Genomic DNA, 23,150 nt, shown 5'->3' with positions numbered 1-23,150 from the left:
TTATGAGACTAATACCTTCTGAACAAGAAAATTTGAAATTTGAGATTATTAAGCCCTATTTAAAACTTGACGGTTTAAGGTATGTGTTAGATGAAGAGAAAGCTCCTTCTAATGTAAAAAAAGCATATGAAGAATTTCTTGAAATCAGAGAAAAAGCTCTTCATGATGCTTTGGTAGATAATTGCTTAATCTAACCGCTCCTTGTGGGCGGTTTTGTTATGCGTGAATTTAATACAGAGATTAGCACTTAATCAATCGGATTGAGTGCTTTTTTTATGCGAAAGGAAATGTGAAATGACTAATGAAGAATTTTTGAAACTTGCAAAAAGGACAGTAAAAGACTATACAACAGAACATCTTGATAAATCAGACGGCGAAGTCGACTTTTGCGTATACGTTGTTTGGTCTTGTAAAACACTGCAAAACAGCAAAGCACTTCTGTCAACAACGCTCTGTGACGGTATGTATTATGAGTGTACATACAACGGTGACAAAGACGAAATGTACTTTGATGCGTACAAGAAGTTTGAAAACAGGGTAATTAAACACTAAAAAGAGCGGTTTTGTTATTTTAACTTGCCCGTAAAGGGTTACAATTCGTAAAAACGGCTTGTTTTCGGACTTTTTAACTTGCCTATAACTTGCCAAGATAAAACTTAATACATCAAATCAGCACTTTGAGAAATCAGAGTGCTTTTTTGTATTTAAACCCGTCGAAATCGACGGGTTAGAAAGGCGGTGACAAAATGAAAGTAAGAGTAATTACATCGTTCAACGACAAGACCGAGGGGTTTATTAACAGACCGATTAATGAAGTTTTTGAATGCTCCGAGAGCAGAGCAAAAGACCTTATCGAACTTGGCTATGTTAAAGAGGCAGTCGAGGAAGTGCCTGCCGAGGAAAAGCCAAGCCTAAGAGAAAATTGACAAAACATATTTAAAACGCACTTGTGAGTGACTGCACAGGTGCTTTTTTATTGTCCGAAGACGCTAAACTACGGGAGACACCGTGCAAAACTGAAACAGAGAGACACTCTATAAACTGATTACGGGAGACACCCGATAACTGAAAGGATTGATAAAATATGGCAGAAAATAACCCAACACCTAACCCAAACGAAACACAGCCGACACCGCAGGGCAACCCTGCACCTGCATTCGATTATGACAAGCTTGCAAGTCTTATTAACGGCAAGCAGAGCGTGACAGAGGACACGGTTTTAAAGTCATACTTCAAGGAGCAGGGATTGTCAGCAGATGAGATGAAACAGGCAATCGGTGCTTTTAAGGAGCAGAAAGCCAAGAACACACCCGACATTGCGAAAATGCAGTCGGAAGTTGAATCCGCAAACAACGCAAAGCTCACGGCAGAAGTCAATCAGTCGGCAACTCTCGAAGCCGTAAAACAGGGTGTAGATATTGCAAGTATTCCGTATGTGCTTAAAATGGCAGATTTTTCGGCTGTAACGGCAGACGGCAAAATCAACACAGAAAAGCTGACCGAGGCGGTTAAGAAAGTGCTTGACGATATTCCTGCACTCAAAGCAAAAGCAAGCGAAAACGCTGGCGGTGTTCAGAAAATCGGCGGTGACGGTAACGGCAACAAAAATTTAACAGAAGATGCCTTAAGAGGAATTTTCGGCATCAAATCGAAAAAGTAAGAAAAGAGGTAAATAATTATGGCAGTATTAGAATACGCAACTATTTTCAGTAATGTTTTAAGAGAATTGTACGGTCAAGCCCTTACTTGTGATGACCTTTACCACTCAAACTCTGACATTCAGATTATCAACGGTAAGGATGTTAAAATCCCGAAACTCTCGGTCAGCGGTTATAAAGACCATACACGAGGTGCAGGCGGTTTTAATTCGGGTACATATTCAAATGGTTACGAAACCAAAACCCTTGACCACGACAGAGATATTGAGTTTGCTATCGACCCTATTGATGTTGACGAAACAAATATGGTAGTAACTATCGCAAATATTCAGACACGCTTTGAAAAAACACAGGCTATACCTGAACTCGACTGTTATACTTACAGCAAGATTTATACAGAAGCTAAGCGAGTTGGTGCAACAGTAAAAACTACTGCATTAACTGCGGCGAATGTGCTTGCAGATTTTGATGATAACCTTGAGGCTTTTGCCGAAGCGGGTGTACCGCTCGACAGGGTTATTCTTTATGCGACACCACAGTACAAAAAGCTTTTGAAGAATGCAGAGGGTATTCAGAGAACACTTGAAATCAGTTCCGCAAAGGGCATTGACCGCCGTGTTCGTTCCGTTGATGATATTGATAAGATTGTAGAAGTGCCAAGCTCAAGAATGAAGTCTTTGTTTGATTTTACAAACGGTTGTGTTGCTGACAGTTCAGCTAAGCAGATTGACTATATTCTTATTGACCCGGAAGCACAGGTATCAAGAGTTAAGTATTCATATATCAATGTCTATACTCCGCGTTCTGACAGCCGAACAGCTGATAATTATATATATCAGAACAGAAGATTAAATGGTACTTTTGCCATTGATGAACTTATGAAGCAGGGCGTAATCATTCACGCAGAGGCTTAAAGCGAGGTGAGCAAAAATGAAAGCAATTAAAGACAATAAGTCATATACAGTCAATACAGATGAGGAAGCTAAGACTTATGTATCTCGTGGTTATGATATTCAGGACGACAATGGTGAAATCAAAGAATACGGCTTAGGCAAGAAAATTTCTGTTGATGATTACAATACTTTGAAGAAAGAAAATTCAAAGCTCAAAGCCGAAAACAAAAAGCTTAAAGAGAATATCAAATCAGACACAAAGGAATAAATCTATGTTTGCGGATTACATTGAACAGCAGGGCGGAGATGAAAACAGCATTATCTCCGCCGAGCACATCGACATTCTGACCTTTAACCGCATTGTTTATGACAGACTTTCAGAAATGCAGAAGAGAATCATCGGCAGAGTGCATAGCAGACTTACTGCTTTTGAAAAAGAAAATGCCGATATGATTTCTTCCTATCTGAAAAATTACAACATCAACGGTGTGGGTATGGAGTTTGGCGCAAGTTGGAATTTGATGTGCATAAGCGGCGTGGCAATTCCTGCGGACCTTTACTCTCTGCTTAAATCAACAGGGCTTTGTTATCCTGCAATATGAGGTGATATGTTTTGAAATTTCCGTCACTTGTAAAAAAGCAGTTCTGTAAAACTCCTGTCGAGGTCACAATCTACGGTGAGGGAATAACCGAGGACGGCTCTCCTGTTGTTGCTTTCCGCTGCGGAGAAATATACCCGTCAGACACCTTATTGCCGAACACTAATTTGTTTGCGGGTAATGCTCATTGCAATATGCAGTCAAAAGCAAAGACCATATACACAAAAGAACAGAAAATCGTGCAGGTGTCTGCAGTGCTGCTTTTTGACGGTGACATTGCTCCCGACACGCCGACTTTGAGCGCAGGCTTTGTAGTGCTTGACGGAGTAAAGCGTAACATCGTACAAGGCATTAAACACCGCAATCCTGACGGTACAGTGAATTATACGGAATTGGATGTGATTTAATGGGATTTTTTCGGTAACATCAAAAATCAAGCTGAATCTGCCTGTACTAAAACAGCTCGATACAGCACAGCAAACGGCATTGCGTAAAACCACAGACGCATTGCTTACACAGATTAAAAACAGTCAGGTTATGCCTTTTGATACAGGTAATTTGCAGAACGAAAGCACCTTTGCCGATTACACAAATCTTTCCGAGGGCGAAACAAAAATCGTATCGAGTACACCGTATGCCAGACGGTTGTATTTTCATCCCGAATATAATTTCAGCCGTGAGGAAAACATTGCCGCCGGCGGCAAGTGGCTTGTGCCTTGGCTTAAGGACGGTACACGGCAAAACTTTTGTCAAAAGGCATTTGCTCGATTTTACAAACAGGAGGCAGGACTTTGATTTATTTATCTGACATAAGGGACTTTTTAAAGACTGTCTTTAAAGCAGAGCATTACTACATCGGTAAACTCGATAACAAACAAGATAAGTCCCTCGGTGTGTACTCTCTCAAGCAGTCGGGTGCTCCTGTAAGGGCGATTGGTGACGAGAGTACATACAACACAATCAGCGTGTCTTTACTCTTGCATTGGAACAACAACGCAAATGAAACGGAGCGACAGGCACGCAATTTATTTGAAACGCTTTACAGTGTAAAAGATGTTGAAATCAACAAACACACAATTTATATTATTGAACTGCTCACACCCGAGCCTGTCGATGTAGGCACAGACGACAAGGGCGTTTATGAGCAAGTCATTGAAGTTAAATTTTATTACGAAAGGATGTAAATAATTATGGCAGTATCAAGCGGAGTTTATCCTTGCTACGAAAATCAGTTTGCAATCGGTAAATCGGGCACAGACACAGCCACAACTCCAATCGCAAATTGTGAGGAGTTTTCGGTGGCATTTGACAACGGCGTTGAGGAATGGACAGCGTTTGAGAACGAGGGTTGGAAGTCAAGACTTATGACAGCCAAGAGCGTTACAATCTCTGTAAAGGGCAAGCGTACAATCGGTGACGCAGGCAACGATGAAATCGCAGAGCTTGCGTTTAAGAACGGCACAGCCGTACAGCTTCCGTTTAAGTGGACTTTCCCGAACGGTGCAAGCGTACTCTTCAAGAATGCGGTTATCTCTGTAACAGCAAACGGTGCAGCCGCAAGCACAAGTGTTGCACCTCTTGAATTTGAGGTTATGTCAAACGGCAAGCCCGAATACACACCTGCAGCCTAAGGAGGTATAAAGTATGTCAAAAATTATTGATATTACAAACAAACTTAATTTTGACGAAAAGCCAAAACTTGTTATCAAAGGCACAGAAATTGAGGTCAACAACGACGCAATTTCTTTCATTAAGACGGTTGCGCTTTTTGACAGCGAGGACGGCGTAAAAACATCGGACATCTTATCGGCTCTTGAGCTTCTTTTTGATGAGGAGAACAGAGAAAAAATTGCAAAACTTCATCTCTCGTTTGCCGACCTCTCAACGCTCATCAGAACAGCAACGGAGCTTATTGCTGACGAGGACAGCGAGGGGGAAATTCAGACCCCGGCTACGACTTAATAGATGATTTCGATTTAATCGTATCGAGTTTTAAGTCAGAGTACGGGGTGAGCATTTACTCCGAAGATTTTAAAAAGATGACTTGGGCGGAGTTCAGCTCTCTGCTGTGTGGCTTGGGAGCTGACACGCCTCTTGCAAGAACGGCTCAAATTCGCCTTGAAAACGATGAAAATGTTTTGAAGAACTTTACATCATCTCAACATAAAATACGCAACAAGTGGCGTTCACGCACAGCAAATAAACGCACGCAGGCTGACATAAACACAGCCTTGCATGACTTTGAAATGATATTTGCAAATATGTAAATATTGCATACAATTTTGTTTATTTTAATGAAATTCTTGACTTTTGTGTATATTTTTGGTAATATTTAATAAATGCTAAGTATTATAACATTGTAAAAGCCACTCCAAACGGGGTGGCTAAAATTTTATCAAATTATACAGCGTACATCTTCGGGTGTGCGCTGTTTTTATACCACAAGGGTGTCACATTTCGTTATGCCCTTTTAATTTTACAGAAAGGAGTGTGATTATATGATTACTACAGTTGGCGAAATTGGTCTGAAACTTGTGCTTGATTCGTCAGGCTTTACTAAATCGATTAATGCAGTGCAGGAGCAGGCAAACAGCGTAAGCAATAAGATGTCTGCTAAGTTAAAAAAACTCGGTACAGCGGTTGTGGCTGCTTTTTCGGTTGCCGCTGTTAAGAATTTCGGTCAGCAGTGCATTGAATCGGCGGCAGAGGTTAATGCCGCAAATTCGCAGTTTGAACAAACATTTGGCTCAATGCAGTCACAAGCTGAAAGTGCTATTGCTACGGTATCTAAAAACAGCGGTATTTTGAAAACACGCTTGCAGGGTGTGGGTACAAGTATCTATGCATTTGCAAAAACTACGGGTATGGACAGTGCAGATGCTCTTAATATGATGCAAGAGGCTTTACAGGTAACAGCCGACAGTGCGGCATATTACGACCGTTCGCTTGAAGATACCGCAGAAAGTCTTAAGTCGTTTCTTAAAGGTAACTTTGAAAATGACGCCGCACTTGGTCTGTCTTGTACAGAAACAACACGAAACGCAGCGGCTAATAAGCTGTATGGCAAGTCATTTACGGATTTGTCGGAATCGCAGAAACAGCTCACGCTTTTGCAAATGGTCAAGGACGCTAATCAGCTTTCGGGTGCTATGGGACAGGCAAGCCGTGAAGCAGACGGTTGGGAGAATGTAACAGGCAACTTAAAAGAGAGTTGGAATCAGTTGCTTGCCGTAGTCGGTCAGCCTATTCTCCAGGTTGCAACTCAGGTTGTAAAGCGGTTGAGTTCCGCACTTGCAACTTTAACGGAATATGCCAAAGGTGCGGTTGAATCGCTTTCAAAGGTCTTCGGCTGGGATACAGGCAACAACACCGCAAGCAATATCAAATCTGCGTCCGATTCTGCCAAAAGCCTTACGGATACGGCAGATGACAGTTCAAAGTCACTTGATAATGTTCAGAAAAGTTCCGAAAAAGCAAAGAACAGCGTTGCAGGTTTTGACAAGCTGAATGTTATTACTAAATCAGATAGCGGCGGTTCTGATACTTCCGCAAGCAGCACATCGGCAAGCAATGGTACTTCTGTCGCAAATACTGTTGTTAAAGACACAAACAGCGGTGTTTCGGGTGCTTTTAAAAATTTATACGAAAAAAGCGGATTCAAAGGCTTTGTGGATAATGTTCAAAAGGGCATTAATAAGGTTGATTGGTCAGCTATCGGCAAAAATTGTGAGTCGATATTCAAAAATTCTGTTCCGATAGCTCAAAATTATCTTACACAGGTGCAAAAGGTCGGTAAATCTGCATTCGGTGCGGTAGGTTCATTTGTCGGCGGAGTGGTACAGGTTAGCGGTAAACGGCTGCAAACACTGACGGGCGGTGTTGCAAAATGGCTTGATAAAGACAAGAATAAAATCAACGGCTTTATTACAACCATTGGCGATAATTTCAGCAAAGGCTACGATAATTTATCGACATTCTTTGAAAAGGGTTTTGATGTCATCGGGCAGAGCGTTGACAGAGTTCGCCCACAAATGGAGGACGCAATTTCAAATCTGCTCAGCGGTTTTACAGATTTCGGCGGTGCGGTCGGAACGATTTTCTCGGAGGGCTTTAGTTTAGCTACCGAATCACTTGTAAAATGGATTGACAATGACGGTGCAACTATCGGAGAATTTTTTGACAATATTCAACTTCAAATGGCAGATGTTATGAACTTCGTGGGCGGCGTATTTTCAGACATCGGTAACTTCCTGCTTGGCTGGTGGGACGGCGAGGGCGGTTCTGAGATTTTTCAGAATGTGTGTGATATGTTCCTTAATATCGGCACAACACTGATGAATGTGTACAATCAATGGATTAAGCCTGCTTGGGATTTTATCGTGGCAATTGTAAGGTCAGCGTGGGAAAATTGGCTGAAACCTGTTTTTGAGGGAGCAATAAACTTCTTCGGCAAGGTTGCAGATTGCGTTTCAACCGTGTGGAATAACTTCCTGTCACCGCTTGTAAACTGACTTGTCAGCTTTTTGGGTCCTAAAATTCAGAACGTTTTCAATGCTGTAAAAAGAGTGTTTGATAATGTGTTTACATTCATCGGTGGATTGGTTAATTCAATTCTTAAAACATTCGGCGGTCTTATTGACTTTATCACAGGTGTTTTCTCAGGCGATTGGAAAAAAGCATGGCAAGGTATTCACGACTTTTTCAAGGGCATTTGGGATGGTATCGGTGCTGTGTTCAAATTTATTGTAAATGCTATCATTGACGGTATCAACAGTTTGTGGACAGGCATTTATAACTTTGTTTCGGGTGTTATCGATGCAATCGGCGGAATTGCAGGGGCTATTGGTTCTATCATCGGACAGGATTGGAGTTTTTCAATGCCTGAAAATCCGCCTCTCATTCCACGACTTGCAACAGGCGGACTTGTCAAAGCACCGACACTTGCGGTAGTCGGAGATAACGCAGGAGCTAATTCGGGCAATCCGGAAGTTATTGCGCCGCTTAGCAAGCTACAAGGTATGATTAATACTTCTAACGGCGAGGATACGGTAATTCTCGGCGAAATTCTGTCGTATCTTAAAAAGCTGTATGAGATGTTCGTAATATTCAGAAACAATGGCGGTAACTACTATCAGTTTGTCGCTGAAATTAACGGCAATGATATTTTTAACGAAATCGTAAAGCAAAACGAACTTTATAAAAACCGCCATAACGGCAAATCGGCATTTGCGTAAAGGAGGTGCAGTATGTCAAATTATAAAGGTTATTTACTAAAATTCGGAAATACCGAATTTCCTAATAACTATTTCGCTGAATATTCGTCAACACCTGATCAGCGTATGGACAACGATGCCGAGCGTGACGATAACGGCAGTTTACAGCGTTCAACACTGCCGACAGGTAAGACAAGCATTACTTTTTCTACCCACATTCTGCACTTGAACGAGAAAATCAATATGCAGAATATTATTAATTCTGCAATCGTGAACACAGTACAACGCAAATGCTATGTTACCTACTGGAACGATGAAACCAACTCATATGACAGCGGATATTTCTATATTCCCGATATTGAGTTTTCGGTTATGGACGCAAGCAAGACAGACATCCGCTACAACCCGATAAGCATTGAACTTATTGAGTATTAAGGGGGTGCGGTATGATAAATTTAACAGATGAGGTCAAAAAGCAACTGTTGAACGACAGCTTGCAAAGGGAAATAATTATCAGCTTTCCTGACGACGATATTCAAGACATCACTGGCGCGAATATTGTATCTGAAAGTCTTGAACTTACGCAGGCAATCAGTGACGGCAAGGAGTTTAAACTCGGCGGCTGTATTGCGGGTCAGCTTACTGTAAGAGTGATAAATGTTGACACAGAGCTCAACGGCAAGCGCATTAAAGTTATAATGAAACAGTCATACAGCAAGGGGCTTTTATTTCCCTCGGATACAGTATTGCCGAGTGCAGATTTATATTGCGGTTATCAGTCTGGAGTTATTGAGGTGTCGCTATTCTGCGGTACTGTCAACAGCTCATCAAGACAGAAAAACAGGGCGGTAAAGGAAATTATCGCATATGACGATTTATACCTCGCTTCGCAAAAATACGCTTACAACTACTTTACAAGCCTTGCGATTTATTCGCCAAAAATAAGTTTATATGATTTGAGAGTATATCTCTGCAGCAGCTTTTTAAAGGATTATGATTACGAAAACGAATTTACAGGCTTTAATGACAGCAATGAGCTGTCACTGAAATTGGATCTTGTAAAATCGATTTTCAATGACAAAACCACGATATCGGACTTGTTGAGTGCGTACTGCGAACTTAATGCTTGTTTTGCAATTATGAGCGGAGAGGGCAAGATAAAGTTTATTCAAATTTTAAATCCTAAAACCGAGGTCGTTGACAACTACAGCAACCTCGACTTTGAGGAATACACAACACGCAGTATTAATCTTATTAAGTTTAAGTACAACAAGGACAGCTATTTTTCGTACGGTCATACAGAAGAAGAAAAACAAAGTTGGTATATATCAGACAACATAATTACTGCTTGCTGTATAGACATTGCAGGTATTGTTACAAGTTTTAACGATAATAAAGGTAACAACTACATCTTTTACAATTTGTATGCTTACAGGCCTTTTAAAGCTGATGTTTACGGTAGGTGGTGGCTCGAATGCGGCGACAAGGTGAGCATAAAAACAGGCTTTACGGACACGGAAACGGTCGACAGTTTTATACTTGAACGAACGCTGAAAGGCACTAACGGTATGAGAGTAAGACTGACGGCAGAAGGTACAGAATATTTAGGAAAGGATGAGATAAATGAGTTACAGCAAAATTAATTGGGTTGACGGAGCTGTTCCGGCGCTGAACGCAACAAACTTAAATCGTATGGACGACGGTATCTACAGCAACAGTGTGGATATAGCAGTAATGGGCACTAATACAAAAAAATTATTGAAGAACAGTCCTAACTATGTAACGAGCGGCACTGTGTATAACAGTGTTAATTCGCTTAGGCAGACCGTTGTGCAGAACAAAGCCGATATAGAAAAATCGCTTGCAGACAAATATGATGCGGCAAATAACGAAATCGGTTCGGGAGAATTATCTCCGGCGCAGACAATTTATGAGGGCAGTGCGGGAAAATTCGTTTATGTAAAGAACGGCGACGCAGTTACTGTGTCTGTAAATATTACAAGTATGTTGGCGGATACAAACTATTTGCAAATGTCGGGTTTGCCGTTCCCGTCAAAAACAGAAAGTAAACTTGCAAGTATTGCCGTATATTCTACAAAGAATAAATTGCGTAATGTGAGAATAGACGGCTCTTGGATTTATGTCAGCTCAACTGACAAATTTGCAGAGGGCGAAAAAAATCAATTTCATTATTACATACATAATCAAATAAGGAGCGAATTACTATGGAAATCAAAGAAATAATTACGCTTGATATGCTTACAAAAGAGGGAGTGAGCGTATTAAGACAGAGGGTTATTGAAATCGGCGGCACAGAAATGCAGGTCGGCGGTAATGTTCGAAACGCATATATGAATTGTGAAAACGACAGGGAAATACTTAAAGCCGAGCTTTCGGAAGATTACTACAACGCAGTTATGGCTGTATGGGAGGTATAAATATGTCGTATAAATTTAAAGAAATATGGTGCAATAAAGGTAATTTCACAGAGAGCAACAGAAAATCTTCGGAAATTGATACACTTGTTATTCATTACACCGGCAACAACGGTGACACAGCAGAAAACAACGGTAACTACTTTAAGAATAATGTAGTTGAAACATCTGCACATTATTTTGTCGATGATACAACAGTTGTACGATCTGTCGCTGACAAAAATATTGCTTGGCACGCAGGTGACTGGAATATTAATTGTCGCTCAATCGGCATTGAGATTGCAGGCTCAACAAGTGAGTGCAAGGGAAAAACGCTTGAGAATGTAATTCTGCTTACTCAGCGACTTATGAGAAAGTACAAAATCAGTAAAGAGAGGGTGATTCGTCATTATGACGCAAACGGCAAAATCTGCCCGGGGTTTTGGTGCGGTTCAGCTGCTAAAGACAAGCTATGGAGAGAACAGTTTTTAAATAAACTTGAGAGTAACTCTGAAAGCAAAGAGGAATCAAAAGTTGAAAAAGATGATAAACCTACGATTGAATATTGCGTATTTGCAGACGGTAAGTGGTTACCAACTGTAAAAGGTTTATCAGACTTCGCAGGCATTGCCGGCGAGGCAATCAGCGGTCTTGCAATCAAAGTAACAAAAGGTAAGATTAAGTACAGAGTGCATATTAAAGGCGGTAACAGGCTTAGCTGGGTTACAGGTTTTAATCTTAATGATGATGTAAACGGCTATGCCGGTATTCTCGGAATGGATATTGATGCTGTACAGATTTATTATACAACTCCTGCTGATGTTAAGTCCGCACACGGCAGCTACTATAAGGCTACATACAGAGTTTCTGCAGTTAATGAAGACTATTACGATTGGCAGCACGATGACGAAAAAGACAGTAAGCAGGACGTCTACGCAGGAACAAAGGGCAAGGCTATTGACCGTATTGAGCTTACTTTAACTTGATTTGGAGGTATAACTAAACTATGAAAGACAATATTATTCAGGCTACTGTTTCAGTAGCTATCGGTGCTCTGATATCATATTTTAATATCTTACTTATCCCAATTCTCGTGCTCATCGCTGTAATGCTTATTGATTATATTACAGGATTGACATCGGCGTACAGAAACGGCGAATTAAAAAGTAAAACAGGTTTAATTGGAATTTTGAAAAAAGCAAGCTATCTCGTTCTTGTGGTTGTTGCGGGTGTTGTCGATTATTTAATCTGCACAGGCTTAGCGGCGGCAAATGTAAATATAGGTGTCACATATTGTTGCGGTTTAATTGTAACAATTTGGCTCATCATCAACGAATTAATCTCAATTCTCGAAAATCTCTCGGAGTTAGGCACGCCAATTCCGAAATTCCTTGTAAATATCGTCCGCCGATTGAAAAATACAGTTGAAAACAAAACCGATACAGACACAAAAGAATAGCATATATAAGTTTAGCCCCTCGCTTATTTGAATTTTAAAATCAAGGTGGTTCAGCAGGTGGCTCAAAATTGAAAAAAGTATAGTGTCTATCGAATGTTTTTAAGATTGTATTTGCGGTTTGGGAGCGTAGACGGACACATTTTTGACCTTTCCGCAAATCCTCAACAAAGCCTTACACACGGCGGTTTCAGCTCTTTATTTTTTCGTTAATTTATGTTATAATAAGGCAACGACCACATAGTATCCCACAGATACTGAAATCACAAAAATTAAATAAATCCGGGTGTGGCGCAGCTGGGAGCGCGGGTGGTTTGGGAGCATAGACGGCATTTCTGACGTTTATCGGTGCCAACCGCCGAAAGCCCTTTAAACGTGCAGATTTCGGGCGGTATGGAAAACAAAAAATAACGGTCAAAACCGTGCCTGACCACAGATTTGACCACCTACACGCAAAAACCTAAAAATTCAATACAAAATCGGGGTGTGGCGCAGTTGGGAGCGCGCGACATTTGGGATGTTGAGGCCGCAGGTTCGAACCCTGTCACTCCGACCAGGCTAACGAGTCCGAATTAAAAAAGTTCGGACTCGTTTTCTGATTTAAACATTAAAAGTTTCTCTTGAAAAAAACTTCTAATAACCGAATGTTTTAAAGAACTATTAACAATGAGTGGAGGTATCTATGAAAAAACGTATCAATTATGCGTTGCTTATCATTACCATACTGTGTCTAGTGATTGCAATAAAACTCTCATCAATGCCAGTATTCGAATTTCTTCCTAATCCTATTAAATCATTTTTTATCACAGCGCCACATACACAAGAACAATTCAGTTTCATTTATGATTTAGCAATGGATTTTATATTAAGTGCGTTGTTCTACTTTATAGTTGACGTTGTGCCTGAACAAATTAAAATACATAAAGCCAAGAAGTTATTAAGTCCCCAAGTCAACAGGCTACTAGAATATATGGAACAAATAATCTCTATAATAGTTTCAGTTTATGAACGCAACCCAAACTTAAATGAGTTGACCAATAAAGACTTTTTAATTCTCGATGGCGAAACCATAATCGCAAATCAAGAGATATCATATCTCACTACAACTTATTACTCAAATGGAAAGAGGAAAACAGCCGTCCACAGTTATGGAACACCCAATAGAATAATCAAAGACAAGATAATTCAAATAAACAAGGTCGTAGAGCAAATTAAAAATTTCGAATATTTTTATTCCGACTACACCGAACTTATAGAATATATTAGAATCATCGAAAGTAACGACCTTTTAAATTGGTATAAATCAAAAGAAAAAAATGAAAGTCCTTGTTTTTTATTACAAGGCACAAATAAAGGTGTTACAGAATTCACATCATTATACTCAAAAATCAAAAAATTGAAATTTAATACGGAATACACTTCAACAACTTTGGATACAAAATCTGCCACGGAAAAATATAAGCAAGAACGTGATGACGGAACATTACTAAAACATGTTTTTGATTGTCAACAAAAACAACAAAATTTAGCAATCAGCAATCCAACATTGATTGTTGGAAGCAAAAAATACACTACTAGAATACTAACCGATTTTCTATCCAAACGATTTAAAGTTACTTATACAAATTTTGAGTGTTTAGAGCTTGACAAACTATCTGATTTCAAATATGTTGTTTTCATTGTTGATTCAACAACCCGAAAATTTATGACATATATGCAATCAAAGATTAAAATTCCAGTGAATGTAATACTCCTTTCAGAAGCGACCCCCATAAGAAGAAGTTCAAAAAAGCTGTTCAAATCAACCAACATTACTATTATTGACGAATTGTTTTTTGAGAGTGGTTGGAAATTCTTTTCGATACCGTTGAATAAAGAAGAACCATCCGAAAATAGTATTGTTGAAATAGAGGGAAAACTGCGTAGTATATGTTTTAACGATAAGTAAAACACATCAAAAAATCTATCATTTGCACTAATTGTGTGCACCTTGTAATATAGCAGAACTTTATAAAAATATTTTTCTTTGTTTACTGCAAACCAATTTTTGAGGGCGCCTTAATTGGCGCCCTCTTTTAGTTTTGCTTTTTCTTGTGCGATCTCCGCTTTTTTTTGGGCGATCATCTCTGCGAGTTTGATTTCGCACTGATCGCGGGTTTCGGCGTAGACGTTGAATTTCTTTCGCTTGCCGCCGGGCAGGCGTGGGAAGAAGCTGCCTTCCCAGATGTTGTCATTGATCTGATACAGGCATCCGGTGCCGGATTTGCGTATCTTTCTTGGTATGGGCTCGGGATGGGGTTCTGTGGGCGCACACGGGGCGTTTACGGGCGGCTTCGCCGTCGCCTCGGGTGTTTGTTCTTCCACGGGCATCTGTGCGTCCGTTTTGCCGATTTTGCGGTCAATATGCACCGCCGTCTGCCTTTGCATAGTATCGGTGATATGGCTGTAAATATCAAACGTGGTTGCCGAGGACACATGACCTATGGTTGCCGAGAGCGTTTTCACATCCATACCGTGCTCCAGCGCCATGGTAGCAAAGGTGTGACGCAGATCGTGAAAGCGCACCTTTTTACAACCCGCCCGTGCCAAGATCAGTTGTAACCGTTTTCTAACCGATGACGGATTTCTCGGTCTGCCGTTATCCGTCGGTGACGGGAACATCCATTCCGAATCCACCGTTTCTTTATACACTGCGAGAGTTTTGAGGAGTGACGGCGGCAGAATAACAGTGCGTATTGAGGCTTTTGTTTTCGGCGCCGATATAATTATTTCCGCCCTGATGATATACACCTGCCGCTCGATATGCAGCTCTCCTGTTTTGAAGTTCAGGTCACTCCATTTGAGTGCTAATATTTCACCGCGCCGCATCCCCGTGCCAAGCTCCAGCAGAAAGAGTTCATAATAGCCTTCTTCCTTTGCTTGATGCAGAAACCGCAGAATCTCGTTTTGCGTCAGCACCTGCATCTCCCGTGCTTTCTTCGGTGGCAGCTTACAGCCGACGGCGGGATTGGTGCGAATTAAGCCCTCCTGCACCGCCCGCTGTAAAGCAGTGCGGCAGTTGGCATGTATCCCCCTTATCGTTCTGTCCGAAAGTCCCTTTCCGTAAGTTTTTGCATGCAGTTTTCTTCCGTCTGTCTTTTCCTTTGCGTAGAATTGCTGTAAATCCGACTGTGACAGCCTGTTCAGCGGAATTTTTCCGATTTCGGGAATGATATGATTGTAAATGCGGTTATCATAGTCGGTTCTTGTGGTAATGCGGAGAGTGTGCCGACAGTAGGTCTGATACCAGAAGTCGATCCAATCCCCGAACGGCATATCCGCCTTGATTCTGTCGGAAGAGCGTCCGTACTGTTCTTTCAGCGCTTCGAGCTTAGTGGAACATTCTGTTTTTGTTTTCGCCGTTACGCATTTTGTAATAGGCAGGCTTTTCTCATTGTACCCGACAACAATTCTTCCTTCCCACCGACCGTCTTTACGCAGGCGTAATGTGCCCTCACCATTTTTTCTTTTTTTAGCGATTGGTATCATCTCCTTCAAGCATAATCTCATCCATAAAGCTCCCCACGATAGTGGAAGCGTTTCTCTGCATATCGGTGGTCACATGGGTGTAGGTGTCCAGCGTAAAGCTGGCGTTGGTATGCCCGAGGATTCCCGACAGGGTTTTCGCATCCACGCCGCCCGCCAGCGCGTGAGTGGCGAAGGTGTGGCGCAGATCGTGGAACCGAATCAGCGGAAGCTCCGCCTGTTTTAACAGTGTTTTTAATCGGTGGTAAGCATAGTCGGGGTGCATCGGTTTTTCGGGCTCATAGATATTCGGGAATATCCATTCGCTGACTGCCGTTTCTTTTCGCTTCCGCAAAAGTTCCGCAGTGCTCGGCGGCAGGACAATCGTGCGCGTTCCCGTCTCGGTTTTGGTTTCGCCGATATTCAATCCGCCGCCTTTCCTTTTAGCAACCGAGCGCCTCACTTTCAGCTTTCCGTTTTCCGCATCGAAGTCCTCCCACTTCAGTCCGCAGATTTCACCTCGGCGAAGACCTGTTGTCAACTCGGTGTAGAAGAAATCGTACCACCGCTCATCCTGCCGAATGCGTTTCATAAATCTGTCAAGCTGTTCGTCATTGAGTATCTGCTTCGTCGGATAATTGTTTTTGGGAATCGTTGTGCCGACCGTTGGGTTTTTAACAATCAGCCGTAGGCACACCGCCATATCCAGCGCTTCGTGCAGCATCATATGAATACCGCGCACCATGCTGTCGGCAAGCTCGGTGCCGTGTCGTCTGTCGGGCTTCACCCGACCATTCTTTTTGACGGTGTTATAGAATTTTTGAAGCTCCTGCGTGGTCAGCGCCGACAAAGGTCTGTCTCCTAGATACGGTTTGATTTGATTTTTAATCATCGCTTTGTAAGAATCCAGTGTGCTCTCGCGAATCGTGAAGATCATATATTCATTGATCCATCGGTCGAGCCATTCGCCGAGCGTCATATTCGAATCCTCGGTGAGGTCGGCATCGCGGTACATCTCGATGCAGTCGTGGAGCTTTACGATTAACTCCTTTTGTGTTCGGGCAAGCACATAGCGGTGAATCGGATCGCCGTTCTTTTTGTGACCGACAACGATGCGGCCTTCCCACCGTCCGTCATCGCGCTTGCGCACCATACCGTCTCCCGACGGTCTTCGTTTTGCCATGGTATCACCTCCTAGCAGGGCTCTCGCCAGCCGAACACAATACCACATACATGGCGGAATATCCAGCTAAATTTGCGGTAAAATTCGCAACCCCTAAATCAGCGAGGTTTTTATCGCCGCAACCCCTAAATTGAAGCTTTTATAACCGTTCTTAAAAGCCATACAAAGCCTTGTGCGGTCGGCGTTGCCGTACGCTGTTCCCTGCGAGGGGAAAGCAAGGCAACCCCTCGCTTTCTCCTGCTTATTTTCGTACGGAACGTAAAACTGCCGTTATACCGCCGATTTTCCATGTTTGCGGTCAAATTCAGCGAGCTTTTTCAAAGCTATCCGCCGCCGTGTTTCTTCGTGCAGCCGTATCAGTTGTTGCTCGTAATACTGCTCTAACGCTTCTCCAATCGGGCGTATCGTATAGCGCAAATTGCCGTTGCGCCTTTCGCCTTTTTGGGTGATGACGGAGGTCGGTTCGGCAGTAATCAATCGCTTTTCAATCAGGCTGTCCACATATTTCCTGACGGTATTTTTGCTCATGCTGACCGCCTTGCCAATCGTCTTGTAACTCGGATGGCATTGAAATGTTTTCCTGTCCTCGCAGTACATCAGATACGCATACACTGCAATCTCACCGGTGCTGAGACCCAAGCTGAAAATTTCATTCGGCAGAGGAAAATAATCCCGGATCGCATCACGCTTTGGATATCGGGTGAATTTCAAATGCTGCCTCCCGTCTTTTCTTCGACCCATGCGCGAAATTTCTCTTTCGGTACGATGAGCCGTGAGCCGATACGCAACGACGGAAACCCTTTCTCGTGCATCAGCTCGTAGCTGCTTGAGATGGAGATGCCGAGGAGCTTGGCTACCGTTTCAGCATTAAGGAACAGTGGCAGATTCTCATAAGCGGTGTAAACAGATTCTTTCATTGGTTTTTCCTCCTGTTAAATTCACACGGCTTTTCGCCGTGTTATGTAGAGGACTGCTGTTTTGCAAAACAAAAAGACCCGCACTCAATCCCGATGCTGATCTGCATCGGTGATTATGTAAGTGCGAGTCTGAAACTCAAAATAAAAATATGTGTATTCAATTGTCGGTTGCTTTCTTTACTTGCAGTATAACATACCGGGGAAATTCTGTCAAGTTTTTTGCGCCAACAGTGTATATTCCGGCGCTTTTGCGGGAATACTGTTTTCTTTGTTTTCTGCGGTGCAGATTTTAACCGTGCTGTGTCGAACTGAAAATTGCAAGGCCAAACCGCAAAATCGGCTCGGCCTTGTTTCTGCTTATTCAATCCTCTGACGGTTTACACAACACTTCGGTCATGATTCTCGCCGCGAGCTTAAAGCCGCTGATAAACGCTTCACGCTCATTCATACCGTGCAGTTCCGCCTCGCAGTCTTTGAGCTTTTCAAAGGTTTCTTTTAGCTGAGCCGTAAGCGTCGGTATCAAGCTGTCCTGATGCCGAATAACATAGCTCAACATTTCGCTGTAAGCACTCCCGCGCTTAAAACTGTGTTCGTGCGGAACGATATTGCCGTAGTACAGATCTTCAAGCGTTGTCATTTTCATTCCACCTCACATAAGAAGAGGACGACATGTCATCGGTCATACCCGACACCGTGTCGCCCTCATTTTTCATTTTCTCTGCCGCAATCAGCGCGTGTTTTACAAGCAGCATATCAAGCCGTGTCCGCTCGTCGTATTCCGCCGGAAGCCCATTCATAAGATAGTCCGCCGTCGCCACACTCATCACATCATACTTTTCGCCTCTGTAAATTTCTTCTACAGTCATTCGTGCCATACCAGCACCTCCTTTGCAGTACACAACAGTACCACAGAAAGGCGCAGAAGTCCAGATAAGAACGAGGAATTTTTGCTCTTTATCAACTAGTAATTTGTTTGCTAAAACTATTAACTCATTGAAAATTGCTTTTAGCAAGCAAATCAAGAACCTGTCCACCGGGTTCCAAGCTGATTGCTGTATATCTTTGCGCAAGCGCAATAGGAACTATCGATGTACTATCAAGATCACACTCAAACTCTTCGATTAATTCTATATATGTGCCTATGTTTTTATAGTTAAGTAAATTAGATTTTTCTTTTTTAAATACAATCTTATTGTGCTTGTCTCTATACGGCAATAATGCATTAAAAACGAACAGTTTTCCAGTTTCGGTTTTTAAAAGGAAATCTTGACCATAATATGTTTCTGCTCCGAATGTTGTAGATGATGGTTCTCGATCAAAATTGATATATTTATTTCTAAATTCATCGGATACCGCATAAATCGAATTCTTTTTCACCGAAGGTCCAATCATTTTAAAATAGTCACAAATTGCTCCGGCTTTTAAAACACCCATAACGATAATAGGAGCTCTCCCGCTATCTACCAATTCCTTGTTAATGTCATATAAATATTTTAAGATAGATGCGTGTAGCCACGCAGGATTACCGAAAACAGCTAAAGGACCACTAACGATGAAACACAGATCTGTCAGTGCGTTAAGATAAGAATCTGGGCTCTTTTCTTTAAGAAATCGAATATAGTGAACAACTAGCAAATGCATGATTGCATTCGTAAACCTTGTTAGAGCAGATTGATTTGAACCGGCATCCCCCACATCTTCCCATATGCGCAAACAATCAGAAGGATAAACAATATTACCGCAATACGGACAACGCTGAACTTCTGGGATGTCCCACAATTCAAGATTTTCTGCACTACACGAAGGACATTTGAATAAAACCAATTTATCATTTTCGCTGTCAACATCATTTGAACGCAAAGAAGCCATACGAAACAAAGTGGTTCTCAAACTTGTTGAGGCGTCTTTCTCCCAGAATCGACAGTTGTATAAAATTTCATCTAAAGCCTTTCTGAAACTATCACGAACATTACTTTCGCCTTTATAACACATATTCGTACTTGGGAGTGCAAATGAAAGCGATGAGTTGTCCTTGCTCAATTTTGCAACTTCGAACGGATTAACAAAATTACCTTCTGATAAGCTTTTTAAAGCATTGCGCCTTATTAACAAGTTACTTATTTTAACAAAACCTACTCTTGTAAATGGCAACTCCTTTCGAACACTTGCTTCATAATTACTCCCGTCAATAGATATTACTTTTTGAGGCAAATCATATTCTGCATCGGGAATTGTCAAAAAATGATTTGTAATATCATTTATTTCGTTCCCGGTAGGTGCTTTCATATAGTCGCAATTTTCCAGAAAAACCCTTACATCAGGATTATCTACAATATCAATATGAGACGTTCTATCAACGTTGTAATCCGACATTTTTATTGTCCTTTCTCGGCGATTATTTTTTCGGGATCAAATTTATTTATTTGAATAGGAACAACAAATGGGCTTGATAAAGTCTTCACTCTTGAAAAGCCTACGTCTTGAGACCTGAGTAAGGATAATTTGAAATCTGCAAAATCATAAAACTTTGCAAGTTCTGAAATTTCCTTTTCGCTGTTCAAATGGGAGATAAACCAATTTTCGGTGTTGGCAAGGATATTGGGGTGTACAGAAGAGACTTCTTGCGTAGCATACACAAGCGCAATCTTATATTTTGCACCTTCTTTAGCCAAACGCGGCCACGTTTCTGACAAATCCATATTTCGTCCGATTAGGTTATGCGCCTCCTCGATATAAATCACTATGTTTTGGGGACTTTGACCACTAGTGAAACAATTCATGGAAGCATTGAATACATATTTCGCTATTCTTTTGCTGAGTCGCTCTCTTAATTGAGCCTGTCCAACCGATAGATCTAAAATGACTATTTTCCCTTGCATAAGATGTTGATAAATCTCTTCACAAACATCTTGCGTTCTGTAAGGTGTATGATATGGACGACCACATTCGATTGTTCTAAAACCGCGAATATAAGAATCGTTGTTGTTATGTCCATCCAACAGATTTAACATAGCAATACACTCTTCATCAAACCAGTTTGAGCCACTACTCGATTTCAACTTACCGGTCGTCTTCTTATCCTTGTTTGCAGAACGGGCCGCGATAAACCACTTAAGTGCTTCTTCATAAGAAAGAGAATTGTTCGGATCAAAATGCACTTCACAACCTGGTTCGGCATCAGCATTTATAACAGCGTCGACTGCCTCACGAACTTTTTTATTTGCTTCGAATTTAACAGAGAAAGTACCATTATAATCGTATCCAGCTCTTTTAAGAAGTGTTTTATATAAAGCTGTTTTCACCTGCCAGCGCTTATATTCGCCCGGCTCATCAAGAGAATCGGGTTGCTCTAACGACATCCCTAAGAAAGTATCTATATCAGCTGAGCCATCTTTTTTGTTTTCTCTAATCAATTCGCTAAGTATCGTCAATCCTTCTTGCAATTCAGAATAAAAATTGTTCAGCAAATGTGAAAATCCTTCGGTAGGAATCATGCGATATCTTTCGCAGCCTTCAGAATAAATGTCTGAAATCGAACCATTATCCTGTTTGTTTGCATTTGCATATTCGCCGTTAATATCAAATACTAATTGTCCAATAGGAAGTTGACAATTGTCAGCAATGCTCTTTACTACAGAGATAGTCTGCTTGATCATATTAGATTTACCAGTTCTAGTCATACCTAACACGGCAGTTCTACGAGCTAAAAAGTCAGAAGGTTGAATATGAAATGCAATTCGATCCGCAGCGTTTGCTCGATGCAATCGATCTGTTGATGTATAACGAACGGTTCCGATTTCAAAAGGTTGAAGTTCTTTATTAATTCCAAGAAGTGTTAGTTCCTCTTTAAAACGATTCTTTCTTATAGGATCAACATAATTGACAATTAAAGATAATGCATCCCCCTTAGGCATATACACACCCATACGCATTGAAACTGAGAAAGATTCTATATCACTTCCCATATTAAGCTCACTATTTTTCATATAAAAAGTACCTAGCACTCGACACTTTAATCCACCAAATTGTAACCTGTTCTGTGTTATGGGATCATAGCCTTTATTGTTATCTTCTAAGTACACATCAGTTTGATTTTGATAATTATCAATTTTAGTTCGAATCATGTCATCGTCTTGAGGCAACTTACAAGTACCAATAACTCTAAGAAGAATAACTTCTTTCTCCATCGAAGTCACACTGGCATAATTAGACGGGTTAAAAGAAGAGGCAACTAAAAAACTATTATGCGGTATTCCATTAACCTTAGCTTTCCACGCATCGTTTGTTACAACTAATGCTGAATCATAATCAATAGAATAAACCCAACCAATAAAGTTGTCAGGTTGAACTAACTTCAACAATGGATCTCTATCATTCAGAGTATCAATCGATATTTTATTCATCACTACACCGCTTTCTAATATTGATCTTAATTTTTTTACATTTTAATTCATCTTCACTAGGCCAGAGCCTTTCGTCACTCAAAAACATAATTTCTGATTTTTTTCCCGAATTAGCCACACTATAGGTTAGGTCGAATTGTTTACACTCGTAATCTTTATACAGCCCACAAATAGCATCTACATCGTCATAAGTTACCATCCAATAACAATCTAGTCTCTTTATTAGTTTTGAAATGCGCTCGTGATCTTCATGAACAAAGAAGTTCTTATACAGTTCCTTACCTTTGTTGTAATATGGCGGATCAAAATAAACGAATGCATTATGCTGATACTTAGGCAAATAGTTTTTTATGAAACTTTCAATATCTTTATTGTACAAATGTATATGTGATTTATATTCCGATATTTTTTTTATTCGTTGAATCAAATCCTCTCTGTTATACCTAACATCCATAAGGTAATTTCCAGTTTGCTTATATCCACCAATAGGACCAGCTGCCAATATTCCCGAACGGTTGGTTCTATTAAGATAAAAAGTGGCAAAGCCTAATTTTAATGAATATTTCTTATTCTCGTCATTGTATATTTGTTTTTGTTTTCTCCATTCATCAATTGTTAAAGGAACGGTTCGAACCAGATTTATAAAGTCCTCGGTTTCTTCAAGAATGGCTTTCCACATGGAATAAATAGCCTTATCATAATCATTAATTACGATACTAGTTACTGTCCAATCAAATAAAAGGGATAGCGCCACTCCTGCCCCACCTGCAAAAGGTTCAACATACGTACATTCACCTAAATTAGTTTTCTCAATAAGCAATGACACAAAAGGCGCAATCTTACTTTTGCCACCTGGGTATCTTAGTGGTGAATAGTTCATATTCTCTTCTCCTTTCTGGGCGTTTTCCAT

General features: G+C 41.1%; 31 protein-coding genes and 1 tRNA gene. 23 read left to right on the top strand and 9 right to left on the bottom strand.

Annotation, left to right across the window (positions count from 1 at the left end; all coding sequences use genetic code 11):
- Positions 1-2 precede the first annotated feature (2 nt).
- From H8R91_RS07210 to H8R91_RS07100, 23 genes are all read left to right on the top strand, one after another.
- A complete protein-coding gene (locus H8R91_RS07210) occupies positions 3-194 on the top strand; it encodes a hypothetical protein (RefSeq protein WP_186935462.1) in 192 nt (63 codons plus the stop codon).
- Positions 195-294: 100 nt separating this feature from the next.
- Positions 295-552, top strand: a complete 258-nt coding sequence (locus tag H8R91_RS07205; RefSeq protein WP_186935461.1) for a DUF6275 family protein — start codon at positions 295-297, stop codon at positions 550-552.
- Positions 553-746: 194 nt separating this feature from the next.
- Positions 747-926, top strand: coding sequence for a hypothetical protein (locus H8R91_RS07200; protein WP_186935460.1), 180 nt, complete (start codon positions 747-749; stop codon positions 924-926).
- A 158-nt stretch (positions 927-1,084) separates the two neighbouring features.
- Entirely contained in the window at positions 1,085-1,660 is a 576-nt protein-coding gene (locus H8R91_RS07195) for a hypothetical protein (RefSeq protein WP_186935459.1), read from the top strand.
- 18 nt (positions 1,661-1,678) lie between these two features.
- A complete protein-coding gene (locus H8R91_RS07190) occupies positions 1,679-2,572 on the top strand; it encodes a capsid protein (RefSeq protein ID WP_186935458.1) in 894 nt (297 codons plus the stop codon).
- A 16-nt stretch (positions 2,573-2,588) separates the two neighbouring features.
- Positions 2,589-2,819 (top strand): hypothetical protein, encoded by a 231-nt coding sequence (locus tag H8R91_RS07185; protein ID WP_186935457.1) that lies wholly within the window; start codon positions 2,589-2,591, stop codon positions 2,817-2,819.
- Positions 2,820-2,823: 4 nt separating this feature from the next.
- The gene (locus H8R91_RS07180; RefSeq protein ID WP_186935456.1) at positions 2,824-3,153 is read left to right on the top strand and encodes a hypothetical protein; all 330 of its coding nucleotides are present in this window, start codon (positions 2,824-2,826) and stop codon (positions 3,151-3,153) included.
- Positions 3,154-3,164: 11 nt separating this feature from the next.
- Entirely contained in the window at positions 3,165-3,557 is a 393-nt protein-coding gene (locus tag H8R91_RS07175; protein ID WP_186935455.1) for a hypothetical protein, read from the top strand.
- 79 nt (positions 3,558-3,636) lie between these two features.
- The gene (locus H8R91_RS07170) at positions 3,637-3,945 is read left to right on the top strand and encodes a hypothetical protein (RefSeq protein WP_243237786.1); all 309 of its coding nucleotides are present in this window, start codon (positions 3,637-3,639) and stop codon (positions 3,943-3,945) included.
- The gene (locus tag H8R91_RS07165) at positions 3,942-4,334 is read left to right on the top strand and encodes a phage tail terminator protein (RefSeq protein WP_186935454.1); all 393 of its coding nucleotides are present in this window, start codon (positions 3,942-3,944) and stop codon (positions 4,332-4,334) included. The genes H8R91_RS07170 and H8R91_RS07165 overlap by 4 nt, the downstream gene beginning before the upstream one ends.
- 6 nt (positions 4,335-4,340) lie before the next feature.
- Positions 4,341-4,781, top strand: a complete 441-nt coding sequence (locus H8R91_RS07160) for a phage tail tube protein (RefSeq protein WP_186935453.1) — start codon at positions 4,341-4,343, stop codon at positions 4,779-4,781.
- 13 nt (positions 4,782-4,794) lie between these two features.
- A complete protein-coding gene (locus H8R91_RS07155) occupies positions 4,795-5,112 on the top strand; it encodes a hypothetical protein (protein WP_186935452.1) in 318 nt (105 codons plus the stop codon).
- Positions 5,113-5,159: 47 nt separating this feature from the next.
- On the top strand, positions 5,160-5,417 hold the full coding sequence (locus H8R91_RS07150; protein ID WP_482597940.1) for a hypothetical protein: 258 nt from the start codon (positions 5,160-5,162) through the stop codon (positions 5,415-5,417).
- Positions 5,418-5,648: 231 nt separating this feature from the next.
- Positions 5,649-7,661, top strand: coding sequence for a phage tail protein (locus H8R91_RS07145; RefSeq protein WP_186935451.1), 2,013 nt, complete (start codon positions 5,649-5,651; stop codon positions 7,659-7,661).
- A 66-nt stretch (positions 7,662-7,727) separates the two neighbouring features.
- The gene (locus H8R91_RS07140) at positions 7,728-8,384 is read left to right on the top strand and encodes a phage tail protein (RefSeq protein ID WP_186935450.1); all 657 of its coding nucleotides are present in this window, start codon (positions 7,728-7,730) and stop codon (positions 8,382-8,384) included.
- Between the two features lie 12 nt (positions 8,385-8,396).
- On the top strand, positions 8,397-8,798 hold the full coding sequence (locus tag H8R91_RS07135) for a DUF6711 family protein (protein ID WP_186935449.1): 402 nt from the start codon (positions 8,397-8,399) through the stop codon (positions 8,796-8,798).
- An 11-nt stretch (positions 8,799-8,809) separates the two neighbouring features.
- Positions 8,810-10,006 (top strand): hypothetical protein, encoded by a 1,197-nt coding sequence (locus H8R91_RS07130; RefSeq protein WP_186935448.1) that lies wholly within the window; start codon positions 8,810-8,812, stop codon positions 10,004-10,006.
- Positions 9,987-10,607: a hypothetical protein gene (locus H8R91_RS07125; RefSeq protein ID WP_186935447.1), complete on the top strand. Its 621-nt coding sequence runs from the start codon at positions 9,987-9,989 to the stop codon at positions 10,605-10,607. The genes H8R91_RS07130 and H8R91_RS07125 overlap by 20 nt, the downstream gene beginning before the upstream one ends.
- Positions 10,589-10,801, top strand: coding sequence for a hypothetical protein (locus tag H8R91_RS07120; RefSeq protein WP_186935446.1), 213 nt, complete (start codon positions 10,589-10,591; stop codon positions 10,799-10,801). Before H8R91_RS07125 ends, H8R91_RS07120 begins: the two co-directional genes overlap by 19 nt.
- Before the next feature lie 2 nt (positions 10,802-10,803).
- A complete protein-coding gene (locus H8R91_RS07115) occupies positions 10,804-11,763 on the top strand; it encodes a peptidoglycan recognition protein family protein (protein WP_186935445.1) in 960 nt (319 codons plus the stop codon).
- 20 nt (positions 11,764-11,783) lie between these two features.
- The gene (locus tag H8R91_RS07110) at positions 11,784-12,236 is read left to right on the top strand and encodes a phage holin family protein (RefSeq protein ID WP_186935444.1); all 453 of its coding nucleotides are present in this window, start codon (positions 11,784-11,786) and stop codon (positions 12,234-12,236) included.
- A gap of 477 nt (positions 12,237-12,713) precedes the next feature.
- Positions 12,714-12,789 (top strand) — tRNA-Pro (locus H8R91_RS07105).
- Between the two features lie 126 nt (positions 12,790-12,915).
- Entirely contained in the window at positions 12,916-14,181 is a 1,266-nt protein-coding gene (locus H8R91_RS07100) for a hypothetical protein (RefSeq protein WP_186935443.1), read from the top strand.
- A gap of 110 nt (positions 14,182-14,291) precedes the next feature.
- Here the strand turns inward: H8R91_RS07100 and H8R91_RS07095 are convergent, their stop codons facing one another.
- From H8R91_RS07095 to H8R91_RS07055, 9 genes are all read right to left on the bottom strand, one after another.
- A complete protein-coding gene (locus H8R91_RS07095) occupies positions 14,292-15,761 on the bottom strand; it encodes a tyrosine-type recombinase/integrase (RefSeq protein ID WP_186935637.1) in 1,470 nt (489 codons plus the stop codon).
- Positions 15,745-16,920 carry a tyrosine-type recombinase/integrase gene (locus H8R91_RS07090; RefSeq protein ID WP_186935442.1) on the bottom strand — a complete coding sequence of 392 codons (1,176 nt, stop codon included), beginning with the start codon at positions 16,918-16,920 and terminating at the stop codon, positions 15,745-15,747. Before H8R91_RS07090 ends, H8R91_RS07095 begins: the two co-directional genes overlap by 17 nt.
- Positions 16,921-17,190: 270 nt before the next feature.
- Complete coding sequence (locus tag H8R91_RS07085) at positions 17,191-17,631, bottom strand: helix-turn-helix domain-containing protein (protein WP_186935441.1); 441 nt, start codon at positions 17,629-17,631, stop codon at positions 17,191-17,193.
- Entirely contained in the window at positions 17,628-17,837 is a 210-nt protein-coding gene (locus H8R91_RS07080; protein WP_186935440.1) for a helix-turn-helix domain-containing protein, read from the bottom strand. Before H8R91_RS07080 ends, H8R91_RS07085 begins: the two co-directional genes overlap by 4 nt.
- 361 nt (positions 17,838-18,198) lie before the next feature.
- On the bottom strand, positions 18,199-18,474 hold the full coding sequence (locus H8R91_RS07075) for a DUF6809 family protein (protein ID WP_186935439.1): 276 nt from the start codon (positions 18,472-18,474) through the stop codon (positions 18,199-18,201).
- Positions 18,461-18,712, bottom strand: coding sequence for a hypothetical protein (locus tag H8R91_RS07070; RefSeq protein ID WP_186935438.1), 252 nt, complete (start codon positions 18,710-18,712; stop codon positions 18,461-18,463). Before H8R91_RS07070 ends, H8R91_RS07075 begins: the two co-directional genes overlap by 14 nt.
- A gap of 115 nt (positions 18,713-18,827) precedes the next feature.
- On the bottom strand, positions 18,828-20,210 hold the full coding sequence (locus H8R91_RS07065) for a DNA double-strand break repair nuclease NurA (protein ID WP_186935437.1): 1,383 nt from the start codon (positions 20,208-20,210) through the stop codon (positions 18,828-18,830).
- 2 nt (positions 20,211-20,212) lie between these two features.
- Positions 20,213-22,240 carry an ATP-binding protein gene (locus tag H8R91_RS07060; protein WP_186935436.1) on the bottom strand — a complete coding sequence of 676 codons (2,028 nt, stop codon included), beginning with the start codon at positions 22,238-22,240 and terminating at the stop codon, positions 20,213-20,215.
- Positions 22,233-23,150 carry a DNA adenine methylase gene (locus H8R91_RS07055; RefSeq protein WP_243237784.1) on the bottom strand — a complete coding sequence of 306 codons (918 nt, stop codon included), beginning with the start codon at positions 23,148-23,150 and terminating at the stop codon, positions 22,233-22,235. Before H8R91_RS07055 ends, H8R91_RS07060 begins: the two co-directional genes overlap by 8 nt.

It is taken from the genome of Ruminococcus intestinalis, from assembly GCF_014288065.1.
In the GTDB taxonomy this organism is placed as follows: Bacteria; Bacillota; Clostridia; order Oscillospirales; family Acutalibacteraceae; genus Ruminococcoides; species Ruminococcoides intestinale_A.
The sequence above is the reverse complement of the archived record's forward strand: the minus strand, read 5'-3'. Positions and strand labels throughout refer to the sequence as shown.

Excerpts from the sequence above, each read along its gene's own strand:
- H8R91_RS07160 (WP_186935453.1), top strand. The coding sequence starts at position 4,341 with ATGGCAGTATCAAGCGGAGTTTATCCTTGCTACGAAAATCAGTTTGCA.
- H8R91_RS07205 (WP_186935461.1), top strand. The coding sequence starts at position 295 with ATGACTAATGAAGAATTTTTGAAACTTGCAAAAAGGACAGTAAAAGAC.
- H8R91_RS07075 (WP_186935439.1), bottom strand. The coding sequence starts at position 18,474 with ATGACAACGCTTGAAGATCTGTACTACGGCAATATCGTTCCGCACGAA.
- H8R91_RS07125 (WP_186935447.1), top strand. The coding sequence starts at position 9,987 with ATGAGTTACAGCAAAATTAATTGGGTTGACGGAGCTGTTCCGGCGCTG.
- H8R91_RS07080 (WP_186935440.1), bottom strand. The coding sequence starts at position 17,837 with ATGAAAGAATCTGTTTACACCGCTTATGAGAATCTGCCACTGTTCCTT.
- H8R91_RS07120 (WP_186935446.1), top strand. The coding sequence starts at position 10,589 with ATGGAAATCAAAGAAATAATTACGCTTGATATGCTTACAAAAGAGGGA.
- H8R91_RS07135 (WP_186935449.1), top strand. The coding sequence starts at position 8,397 with ATGTCAAATTATAAAGGTTATTTACTAAAATTCGGAAATACCGAATTT.
- H8R91_RS07065 (WP_186935437.1), bottom strand. The coding sequence starts at position 20,210 with ATGTCGGATTACAACGTTGATAGAACGTCTCATATTGATATTGTAGAT.
- H8R91_RS07110 (WP_186935444.1), top strand. The coding sequence starts at position 11,784 with ATGAAAGACAATATTATTCAGGCTACTGTTTCAGTAGCTATCGGTGCT.
- H8R91_RS07090 (WP_186935442.1), bottom strand. The coding sequence starts at position 16,920 with ATGGCAAAACGAAGACCGTCGGGAGACGGTATGGTGCGCAAGCGCGAT.
- H8R91_RS07070 (WP_186935438.1), bottom strand. The coding sequence starts at position 18,712 with ATGGCACGAATGACTGTAGAAGAAATTTACAGAGGCGAAAAGTATGAT.
- H8R91_RS07115 (WP_186935445.1), top strand. The coding sequence starts at position 10,804 with ATGTCGTATAAATTTAAAGAAATATGGTGCAATAAAGGTAATTTCACA.
- H8R91_RS07145 (WP_186935451.1), top strand. The coding sequence starts at position 5,649 with ATGATTACTACAGTTGGCGAAATTGGTCTGAAACTTGTGCTTGATTCG.
- H8R91_RS07155 (WP_186935452.1), top strand. The coding sequence starts at position 4,795 with ATGTCAAAAATTATTGATATTACAAACAAACTTAATTTTGACGAAAAG.
- H8R91_RS07190 (WP_186935458.1), top strand. The coding sequence starts at position 1,679 with ATGGCAGTATTAGAATACGCAACTATTTTCAGTAATGTTTTAAGAGAA.
- H8R91_RS07180 (WP_186935456.1), top strand. The coding sequence starts at position 2,824 with ATGTTTGCGGATTACATTGAACAGCAGGGCGGAGATGAAAACAGCATT.
- H8R91_RS07185 (WP_186935457.1), top strand. The coding sequence starts at position 2,589 with ATGAAAGCAATTAAAGACAATAAGTCATATACAGTCAATACAGATGAG.
- H8R91_RS07130 (WP_186935448.1), top strand. The coding sequence starts at position 8,810 with ATGATAAATTTAACAGATGAGGTCAAAAAGCAACTGTTGAACGACAGC.
- H8R91_RS07095 (WP_186935637.1), bottom strand. The coding sequence starts at position 15,761 with ATGATACCAATCGCTAAAAAAAGAAAAAATGGTGAGGGCACATTACGC.
- H8R91_RS07100 (WP_186935443.1), top strand. The coding sequence starts at position 12,916 with ATGAAAAAACGTATCAATTATGCGTTGCTTATCATTACCATACTGTGT.
- H8R91_RS07210 (WP_186935462.1), top strand. The coding sequence starts at position 3 with ATGAGACTAATACCTTCTGAACAAGAAAATTTGAAATTTGAGATTATT.
- H8R91_RS07055 (WP_243237784.1), bottom strand. The coding sequence starts at position 23,150 with ATGGAAAACGCCCAGAAAGGAGAAGAGAATATGAACTATTCACCACTA.
- H8R91_RS07200 (WP_186935460.1), top strand. The coding sequence starts at position 747 with ATGAAAGTAAGAGTAATTACATCGTTCAACGACAAGACCGAGGGGTTT.
- H8R91_RS07195 (WP_186935459.1), top strand. The coding sequence starts at position 1,085 with ATGGCAGAAAATAACCCAACACCTAACCCAAACGAAACACAGCCGACA.
- H8R91_RS07060 (WP_186935436.1), bottom strand. The coding sequence starts at position 22,240 with ATGAATAAAATATCGATTGATACTCTGAATGATAGAGATCCATTGTTG.